At 71.0% G+C, this 11,027-nt stretch carries 1 protein-coding gene and 1 pseudogene; both read left to right on the top strand.

From position 1 onward, the window contains the following. Positions 1-64: 64 nt before the first annotated feature. Positions 65-8,449 (top strand): annotated as a pseudogene (locus tag NQU54_RS47370) (type I polyketide synthase); the annotation flags it as partial. Between the two features lie 57 nt (positions 8,450-8,506). Continuing rightward, positions 8,507-11,027, top strand: a 2,521-nt coding sequence (locus NQU54_RS47375; protein WP_257636458.1) for a type I polyketide synthase, incomplete at its 3' end; no start/stop codon positions are given.

Here is an 11,027-nt window from a genome sequence, read left to right on the forward strand (position 1 = left end):
AGACGACGGCGGCCCCGACCGCTTCCTCACCAGCCTCGCGGAGCTCTCCACCGGCGGAGTGCCGGTGCACTGGCCCACCGTCTACGCCGGAACCACACCCTCCCGAATCCCCCTGCCCACCTACCCCTTCCAGCATCAGCACTACTGGCTGGCCGCCACCGGCCACACCGGGGATGTCGGCTCCGTCGGGCTGCGCGAGGCGGCGCATCCGCTGCTGGGGGCCGTGGTCAGCGTGCCGGACACCGGAGGGGTGCTGCTGTCGGGGCGGCTCGCGCCATCAGCGCAATCGTGGCTGGCCGACCACATGCTGTCCGGCGTCGCCCTGCTGCCGGGTACGGCGATCGTGGAGTTGGCCGTACGCGCCGGGGACGAGACCGGTACCCCGGTGCTTGAGGAGCTGGTCCTCGGCCAGCCGATGCTGCTCCCCGAGGACGGCGCGCTTCAGGTGCAGGTCCTGGTCGGCGCGGCCGAGGACGACGGGCGCCGGGCAGTTCGTGTCTACTCCCGGGGCGATGAATCCGAGCCCTGGGTCGAGCACGCTTCCGGTGTCCTGTCCCCGCAGCCGGTCGCTCCCGTCGAGGTGGCGGAGCGGCAGTGGCCGCCCGCCGGGGCGGAACCCGTGGCCCTGGAGGGCTTCTACGACCGCCTGGCCCAGGCGGGTTACGAGTACGGGCCGGTGTTCCGCGGGCTCACCGCCGCGTGGACCCGCGACGGTGATGTGTTCGCCGAGATCACCCTCGGCGAGGAGCAGCATGAACTCGCGGGCCGCTTCGGCATCCATCCGGCGCTGCTGGACGCGGCGCTGCACGCGAGCAACTTCTGCCCGGGCAACGAGCCGGGCGCCGGGACGTATCTGCCGTTCTCGTGGAACGGTGTGCGGCTGCACGCCGCCGGCGCCACCGCCCTGCGGGTGCGGGTCAGCTCCACCGGGCCGGACCATCTGTCACTGCACGCGACCGATCCGCACGGGGTGCCCGTGGTGACGGTCGGGTCGCTGGTGCTCAGGGAGACCACCGCGGAGCAGCTCAGCAGCACATCGGCCTCGTCCACCGCGGACTCCCGGTTCACCGTGGAGTGGACCGAGCACCCCTTGGCCGAGCACGAGGTGTCGTGGGCGGAGCTGGACGCCGTACACGACAACGACACATGGCCGCCGGTGGTCGTCGCCGACACCCGGACGTACGCCACCGAGGACGGCGGACTGCCGGAGCGCGCCCGTGCGCTGACCGGCCGGGTGCTTACCGCGATACAGCGTCTGATCAGCGACGACGGGCTCGCCGACAGCCGCCTGGTGCTGCTCACCCACGGTGGTATGGCGGTGCATGACGAAACCGAGGTCACCGATCCGGCCGCGGCCGCGGTGTGGGGCCTGGTGCGCTCCGCACAGGCCGAACACCCGGGCCGGGTGTGTGTGATCGACACCGACGACCGGTCGGCCGAAACCCTGCCCGCCGCGCTGGCCACGGCGGAACCCCAGCTCGCGCTGCGCGGTGGAACCGCATGGGTGCCACGCCTGGTGCGTGTGCGCCCGGGGCTCGCGGTACCGGCAGCCGCGGCGTGGCATCTGGATGTCACCGAACACGGCACGCTGGAGAACCTCGCCCTGGTGCCGCACCCTCGGGCGGAGGCACCGCTGGAGGCGGGCCAGGTGCGGATCGCGGTGCGCGCCGCCGGGCAGAACTTCCGCGATGTGCTGATCGCCCTCGGCATGTACGAGGCGGAGATCGGCACCGAGGGCGCCGGTGTGGTGGCCGAGGTCGGCCCGGGTGTGGCGGACCTGGCTGTGGGCGACCGGGTGATGGGCATGCTGCCCGGTTCGTTCGGGCCGCTGGTGGTGGCGGACCGCCGGACGGTGGTGCGGATGCCGCGCGGCTGGTCGTTCACGGCGGCGGCCGGGGTGCCGGTCGCCTATCTCACCGCCCTGTACGCGCTGCGGGACCTGGGCGATGTCCAGCCGGGTGAGACGGTGCTCGTACACGCCGCCGCCGGTGGTGTCGGCATGGCCGCCGTACACCTCGCCCACCACTTCGGCGCCACCGTGCTCGCCACCGCTCACCCGGACAAACACCACAGCCTCGAACGGCTCGGGGTGCCCGCGGAACGACGCGCCTCCAGCCGCGACCTCGCCTACGCCCGCACCTTCCCCGCCGCCGACATCGTCCTCAACTCCCTCACCGGGGAACACATCGACGCCTCCCTCGAACTCCTCGGCCCCGGCGGCCGGTTCATCGAGATGGGGCGCACCGACATCCGCGACGCGGATGAGGTGGGCGCGGCCCATCCGGACCGGACGTATCGCGCGTTCGACCTGGGCGCGGACGCGGGGCCGGACCGTATTCAGGAGCTGCTGGCCGAGTTGGTGGGCCTGTTCGAGCGGGGCCTGATCCCGCCGCTGCCCACCCGGCCGTGGGACATCACCCGCGCCCCCGACGCGTTCCGCTGGATGAGCCAGGGCCGTCACACCGGCAAGGTCGTGCTCACCGTCCCCCGCGCCCTCGACCCCGAGGGCACCGTACTGATCACCGGCGGCACCGGCACCCTCGGCGCCGCCATCACCCGCCACCTCGTCACCCAGCACGGTGTACGCCATCTGGTCCTCGCCAGCCGCCAGGGGCCGAACGCCCCCGGCGCGGCCGAGCTCCACGACGAACTGACCGCACTGGGCGCACGGGTACGGATCACCGCCTGCGATATCGCCGACCGCGGCCAACTCGCCACGCTCCTGGGCGACATCCCGGCCGACCACCCCCTCACCGGCATCGTGCACACCGCCGGCGCCCTCGCCGACGGCACCATCACCACACTCGACCCCGACCGCGTCGACATCGTCTTCCGCCCCAAAGTCGACGCCATCGCCCACCTGCACGAGCTCACCCGCCACCAGGATCTGGCTCTCTTCGCCGTGTACTCCTCCGCCGCCGGAATCCTCGGGAACGCGGGCCAGGCCAACTACGCGGCCGCCAACACCTTCCTCGACGCCTTCGTGCAGCGGCGGCGCGCGGCGGGGCTGGCCGGGCTGTCCCTGGCCTGGGGCCTGTGGGCGGAGACCAGCAACCTCTCCGCGGCGCTGACGACGGCCAACCGGGATCGCACCCCGTCCGGTGTCGTCCGCCCGATGAGCACCGAGCACGCCCTGAGCCTCTTCGACGGCGCTCTCGGCCTGGGCCTGCCCCTGGTGGTGCCGGCGAAGCTGGACCCCGGCGCGCTGCGGGACGAGCCCGCTCCGGGTGCGGTGTCGCCGCTGCTGACCGGTCTCGTCCGCCCGGCCCGGCGCACCCTGCGGTCCTCGGCGGGCCAGTTCGCCGAAGGCGGTCTCGCGGCCCGGCTGGCGGCGCTGTCCGAGGCCGACCGGCACCGGTTGCTGCTGGACCTGGTACGGGAACACACGGCGACCGTGCTCGGGCACACCGGGAAGGACGCCGTGGACGCCAGGCGCGCGTTCAGCGAGATCGGGGTCGACTCGCTCATCGCGGTGGAACTGCGCAACCGGCTCTCCAGCGCCACCGGGCTGCGCCTCCCCGCGACGGTCGTGTTCGACTACGCGACACCGGAGGCGGTGGCCGTACATCTGCGGTCCGTAGTGGCCGGGGACACCGCCACCCCGTCGACATCGGCGGTGGCACCCACTTCCACGGTGGCTCCGGCGGACGACCCGGTGGCCATCGTGTCCATGTACTGCCGACTGCCCGGTAAGGTCACCGGCCCGGAGGAGCTGTGGGATCTGGTGTTCCAGGGCCGGGACGCGATCGGCCCGTTCCCCACGGACCGCGGCTGGGACCTGGAGACACTCTTCGACCTCGATCCGGAAGCCGTGGGCAAGTCCTACGTACGCGAGGGCGGTTTCCTCACCGACGCCGGTGAGTTCGACGCCGAGTTCTTCGGCATCTCGCCACGTGAGGCGCTGGCGATGGACCCGCAGCAGCGGCTGCTCGCCGAGACCTCATGGGAGCTGTTCGAGCGGGCGGGCATCGACCCGACATCCGTGCGCGGACAGTCCATCGGGGTGTTCGCCGGGGTCATCGACCAGGGGTACTTCGGCCACTCCCAGGCGCCGCAGCCGGAGTTGGAGGGGTATCTGATGACCGGCAGCACCACGAGTGTGGCCTCCGGTCGGGTGGCCTATCTGCTGGGCCTCGAAGGCCCCGCGGTGACGGTGGACACGGCGTGCTCGTCGTCGCTGGTGGCGCTCCATCTGGCCGTACAGGCGCTGAGGGCAGGCGAATGCTCGATGGCCCTCGCCGGTGGCGTGACGGTGATCGCCAAACCCAGCGGTTTCATCAGCTTCTCCCGCCAGCGCGGGCTCGCCCCCGATGGCCGCAGCAAGTCCTTCAGCGAGGGCGCCGACGGCACCACGTTCAGCGAGGGCATCGGGCTAGTGCTGCTGGAACGGCTCTCGGATGCCCGCCGCAACGGCCATGAGGTGCTGGCCGTTATCCGTGGCACGGCGGTGAACCAGGACGGGGCGAGCAACGGCCTCACCGCGCCGAACGGGCCCTCCCAGCAGCGGGTGATCCGGCAGGCCCTGGCGAACGCCGGGCTGACGGCGGCCGATGTGGACGCCGTCGAGGCCCATGGCACCGGCACCGCCCTGGGCGACCCGATCGAGGCGCAGGCGCTCCTGGCCACGTACGGCCAGGAGCGAGCGGAGGATCAGCCGCTGTGGCTCGGCTCGCTGAAATCCAACATCGGCCACACCCAGGCCGCCGCGGGCATCGCAGGCATCATCAAGATGGTGCTGGCGATACGGCACGGCACACTTCCGCAGTCCCTGCACGCCGATGAACCCACCACCAAGGTCGACTGGGCTTCGGGGGCGGTGTCCCTGCTCTCCGAGGCCCGGCCCTGGCCGGAGACCGGGCACCCCCGCCGCGCCGGGATCTCCTCCTTCGGTATCAGCGGGACGAACGCACATGTGATTCTGGAGCAGGAGCCGGAGGCGGCTGCCCCCGAAGCAGCGGCGGACGACGCGGGTACGCCTGGCTTGGTGGCCACGGGTGGGGTGGTGCCGTGGGTGCTGTCCGCCAAGAGCCCCTCGGCGCTGCGCGCTCAGGCCGAACGTCTCGTCGGACGCCTGGAGTTGGGCGATGCCCCGCGTGCGGTGGATGTGGGCTGGTCGCTGGCCACCACCCGCGCGGCTCTCGAACACCGAGCGGTCATCCTCGCCACCGACACCGAAAGCGGCACGGAAACCGCCCGTGCCCTGGCGGAGGGACGGCCTGACCCACTCCTGATCACCGGACAGACCGGAACGGACGGCAAGACCGTGTTCGTCTTCCCCGGCCAAGGCGCCCAATGGGCCGGAATGGGAGCACAACTCCTCCACACCTCGCCCGTCTTCGCCGAACGCCTCCACGAATGTGCCGAGGCCCTGGCCCCGTACACCGACTGGTCACTGATCGACGTCATCACCGGTACGCCCGATGCTCCCTCGCTCGACCGCGTCGATGTCGTACAACCCGCCACCTTCGCCGTCGTCGTCTCCCTAGCCGCACTCTGGCAGTCCTGCGGCATCCACCCCGACGCCGTCATCGGGCACTCCCAAGGCGAAATCGCCGCCGCCTGCGTCGCCGGACACCTCACCCTCCCCACCGCAGCCAAAATCATCACCCTCCGCAGCCAGACCATCGCCCACCACCTCGCCGGACACGGCGGCATGATGTCCCTCGCCGCCCCCGCCGACACCATCGACCTCACCAACTGGCACGGCAAACTCTGGATCGCCGCACACAACAGCCCCAACGCCACCGTCATCGCAGGCGACGCCGACGCCCTCCACGAACTCCACACCCACTACACCGACCAAGGCATCCGAGCCCGCAACATCCCCGTCGACTACGCCTCCCACACCGGACACGTCGACACCATCGAAGACGCACTCCACCAGGCCCTGGCCGACACCACCACCGAGCCCGGCACCATCCCCTGGCTCTCCACCGTCACCGGCCAGTGGACCGAACCCCACACCGCCGACGGCGACTACTGGTACCGCAACCTCCGCCAAACCGTGCGGTTCGACACCACCATCCGCACCCTCGCCGACGACGACTACCGCACCTTCATCGAAATCAGCCCCCACCCCGTCCTCACCACCGCCATCCAAGAAACCCTCGAAACCACCAACACCCCCAACCCCACCATCACCGGCACCCTCCGCCGCAACGACGACACCCCCACCCGATTCCTCACCCACCTCGCCCACCTCACCACCCACGGCCACACACCCAACTGGACCACCCTCTACACCCACACCAACCCCCACCCCACACACCTCCCCACCTACCCCTTCCAACACCACCACTACTGGCTCCAGCCGTCCGAGGTGCCGGAGGCGGTGGCCGACGGGGTGTTCTGGGACGCCGTGGAGCGGGGCGACCTGGCGTCCCTGGCCGATTCACTCGGTGTCGAGGAGAAGACGTTGGAGCCCGTTCTGCCGGGGCTGACGTCGTGGCGACGGCGTAACCAGGACCAGTCCACCGTGGACAGCTGGTCGTACCGCATCTCCTGGGATCCGGTGGCGACCGGGGAGCCCCCATCACTGCCAGGAGCGTGGCTGGTGGCCGTGCCCGCACCGCAGGCGAACGACGACTCGGTGATGGGCCTGGTCGCCGCGCTGGCCGAGCATGGCGCCGAACCCGTGGTGGTCGAGGTGGACACCGTCGACCAGGCGGAGCTGACCGCCTGTCTGCGGGAGCGGCTGGCCGATTCCGGTGGTGAGTACGCCGGGGTGGTGTCCCTGCTGGCGTGGGATGAGCGGAGTTGCGAACCCGGCACCCTCTCCCGGGGCGTGGCGGCCACGGTGGCGCTGATGCAGGCCGTGGAGGAGATCGGGCTCGCCGCTCCCCTGTGGTGCCTGACCCGTGGCGCGGTGGCCGTGCGTGAGCCCTCCGAGGTGACGAGCGAGTTCCAGCCGCTGGTCTGGGGGATGGGCGTGGTGCAGGGGCTGGATCAGCCGACCGCCTGGGGCGGGATCGTGGATCTGCCGCAGACGCCGGACGAGACGGCCCTCGCCCGGCTGTGCTCGGTCCTCGCCGGAGTGGATGCGGAGGACCAGGTCGCGGTGCGCGCGTCGGGGGTGTTCGCGCGGCGGATGCGGCGCGAACCGGTGACGTCGGCACCGGTCTGGCGGCCACGGGACACGGTGCTGATCACCGGTGGCACCGGTGGGCTCGGTTCGTACGTGGCCCGTTGGGCCGCGGGCCACGGCGCACGGCATCTGGTGTTGCTCAGCCGTCAGGGTGCGCAGGCGCCGGGCGCGGCGGAGCTGGAGGCCGAGCTGACCGCACTGGGCGCGGACGTGACCATCGCGGCCTGTGATGTGACCGACCGGGAGCAGCTCGCCGCCGTGCTGGCGGAGCTCCCGGACGGCGCGCCGCTGTCGGCCGTGGTCCACGCCGCGGGGCTGGCGCTGCCGGAGAAGCCGCTCTCGAAGATGACACTCGCCGAGTTCGCCGATATCGGCCGGGCGAAGATCGCCGGCGCACGGCACCTCGACAACCTGCTGTGGGACCGGGAGTTGGACGCGTTCGTCCTCTTCTCGTCCGGAGCGGCGGCCTGGGGCAGCGGCGGCCAGAGCGCCTACGCCGCCGGCAACGCCTACCTCGACGCACTGGCGCAGCGCCGCCGCGCTCGGGGGCTGGCGGCCACGTCAGTGGCGTGGGGCGCCTGGGGCGGTGGCCTCGGCACGATCGACGAGATGATGGGTGCGCAGTGGCGCCGTACGGGTCTGATGACCATGGACCCGCGGCTGGCGGCGCTGGCGATGGCGCATACGGTGGGCGGCGGCGCCGTCCACGGTGTGGTGGCCGACATCGACTGGGAACGGTTCGCCCCCGGCTACACCATGGCCCGGTTCCGGCCGCTGCTGCGGGGACTGCCCGATGTCATCGACCTGCTGACGGAGGACACATCTGAGGACGGCGCGGGCCAGACGGAGCTGATCGCACGGCTGGCCGGGCTGACCCCCGAGGAGCAGGAGCGGCTGCTCACCGAGTTGGTGCAGGCAGAGGCCGCGGCCGTGCTCGGCCATGCGAACGCCGACGCCACCGGGGACCGTCCGTTCAGCGAGATCGGATTCGACTCGCTGACGGCGGTGGAGCTGCGCAACCGCCTCAATGCCGCCACGGGGCTGCGGCTGCCCGCGACCATGGTGTTCGACCACCCGCGGCCCAGTGCGCTGGCCCGCCGTATCCGCACCGAACTCGGTCAGGCCGACACCTCGTCGGTGGACTCGGTGCTCGCCGAACTGGAGCGGCTGGAAGCACATTTGGCGGCGCTGCCCAAGGAGAAGATCGAACGCGCCCGGATCACCTCACGGCTACAGCGGATGACCACCAAGGTCGCCGAGATCGAGGCGGTCGGCGCGGGCGGCGAAACCGTCACCGAACGACTCGACACGGCGAGCGCCGACGATGTGTTCGCCTTCATCGACCAGGAGTTCGGCGTGGACTGATTCCCCGTCTCGTCTCCGCTCACCGATTTCACCCACGAGGCTCTTGGCGAGGTCCAGATGGCGAATGACGAAAAGCTCCTCAACTACCTCAAGCGGGTTACCGCCGATCTGCACCAGACGCGGGAGCGGTTGCGCAAGGCCGAGACGGCGACGGAGGAGCCGATCGCCATCGTCGGCATGGGCTGCCGTTACCCGGGCGGTGTGACCACCCCGGACGGGCTGTGGGATCTGGTGGCCGACGGCCGGGACGCGATCGCCGGATTTCCGGAGGACCGTGGCTGGAACCTGGAGAACCTCTTCGACGCCGACCCGGACGCCGTCGGCACCTCCTATGTGCATGAGGGCGGTTTCCTCGCCGCCGCGGCGGAGTTCGACGCCGAGTTCTTCGGTATCTCCCCACGGGAGGCGCTGGCCACCGACCCCCAGCAGCGGCTGCTGCTGGAGACCGCGTGGGAGACCTTCGAGAACGCCCGGATCGACCCGAGTTCGCTGGCGGACAGCGACGTCGGCGTGTTCACCGGAATGGCCAACGGCGACTACGCGCTGACCGTGGACCAGGTGCCGGAAGGATTCGAGGGATATCTGGGTATCGGCGGCGCGGGCAGCATCGCGTCCGGCCGTATCTCGTACTCGCTGGGTCTGCTCGGCCCGGCGGTCAGCCTGGACACCGGGTGCTCCTCGTCGCTCGTGGCGATGCACCTGGCAAGCTACGCGCTCCGGTCCGGGGAGTGCTCCATGGCGCTCGCCGGTGGGGCGATGGTGATGGCCACCCCCGGCGGATTCGTCGGATTCTCCCGGCAGCGCGGCCTGGCGCGGGACGGGCGCTGCAAGTCCTTCGGGGAGGGCGCGGACGGCACCAACTGGTCCGAGGGCGTAGGGCTCTTGCTGCTGGAGCGGCTGTCCGACGCCCGCCGCAACGGCCACGAGGTACTCGCGGTCATCCGTGGCACGGCCGTCAACCAGGACGGCGCCTCCAACGGCCTGACCGCGCCCAACGGCCCCTCCCAGGAACGAGTGATCCGGCAGGCATTGGCGAACGCCGGACTGACGGTGGCCGATGTGGACGTGGTGGAGGGCCATGGCACCGGCACCGCCCTCGGCGACCCCATCGAGGCCCAGGCACTCCTGGCCACCTACGGACAGAACCGCCCGGAGGACCAGCCCCTCTGGCTCGGCTCCATCAAGTCCAACATCGGGCACACCCAGGCCGCCGCGGGCGCCGCGGGCATCATCAAGATGGTCCAGGCCATGCGGCATGGCGTACTGCCCAAGACGCTCCACGCCGACCAGCCCACCAGCAAGGTCGACTGGGCTTCGGGCGCGGTCTCTCTGCTGACTGAGGCGCGGCCCTGGCCGGAGACGGAACACCCGCGCCGCGCCGGGATCTCCTCCTTCGGCGTCAGCGGTACGAACGCACATGTGATCCTTGAGCAGCCCCCGGAGGCGGAGACCGCCGAGACGGAGGTGGACGACGCGGGTACGCCCGGGCTGGTGGCCACAGGTGGCGTGGTGCCGTGGGTGCTGTCCGGCAAGACTCAGGCGGCGCTGCGGGCCCAGGCGGAGCGGCTGGTCAGCCATCTGGAGTCCGGGAGCGACGCCAACGCGGTGGATGTGGGCTGGTCGCTGGCCACCACCCGCGCGGCTCTCGAACACCGAGCGGTCATCCTCGCCACCGACACCGAAAGCGGCACGGAAACCGCCCGTGCCCTGGCGGAGGGACGGCCTGACCCACTCCTGATCACCGGACAGACCGGAACGGACGGCAAGACCGTGTTCGTCTTCCCCGGCCAAGGCGCCCAATGGGCCGGAATGGGAGCACAACTCCTCCACACCTCACCGGTCTTCGCGGCCCGGCTCCACGAATGCGCCGAGGCCCTGGCCCCGTACACCGACTGGTCACTGATCGACGTCATCACCGGCGCACCCGACGCTTCCTCGCTCGACCGCGTCGATGTCGTACAACCCGCCACCTTCGCCATCGTCGTCTCCCTCGCCGCGCTCTGGCAGTCCTGCGGCATCCACCCCGACGCCGTCATCGGCCACTCCCAGGGCGAAATCGCCGCCGCCTGCGTCGCCGGACACCTCACCCTCCCCACCGCCGCCAAAATCATCACCCTCCGCAGCCAGACCATCGCCCACCACCTCGCCGGACACGGCGGCATGATGTCCGTCCTCACCCCACACAAACAGGTCAAGGAAACACTCACCCAGTGGCAGGGCAAACTCTGGATCGCCGCACACAACAGCCCTCAGACAACCGTTGTCGCAGGCGACACCGACGCCCTCCACGAACTCCACACCCACTACACCGACCAGGGCATCCGAGCCCGCATCATCCCCGTCGACTACGCCTCCCACACCGGACACGTCGACACCATCGAAGACGCACTCCACCAGGCCCTGGCCGACACCACCACCGAGCCCGGCACCATCCCCTGGCTCTCCACCGTCACCGGCCAGTGGACCGAACCCCACACCGCCGACGGCGACTACTGGTACCGCAACCTGCGCCAGACCGTCCAGTTCGACACCACCATCCGCACCCTCGCCGACGACGACTACCGCACCTTCATCGAAA

It is taken from the genome of Streptomyces malaysiensis subsp. samsunensis (assembly GCF_024519315.1).
Taxonomy (GTDB): Bacteria; Actinomycetota; Actinomycetes; order Streptomycetales; family Streptomycetaceae; genus Streptomyces; species Streptomyces malaysiensis.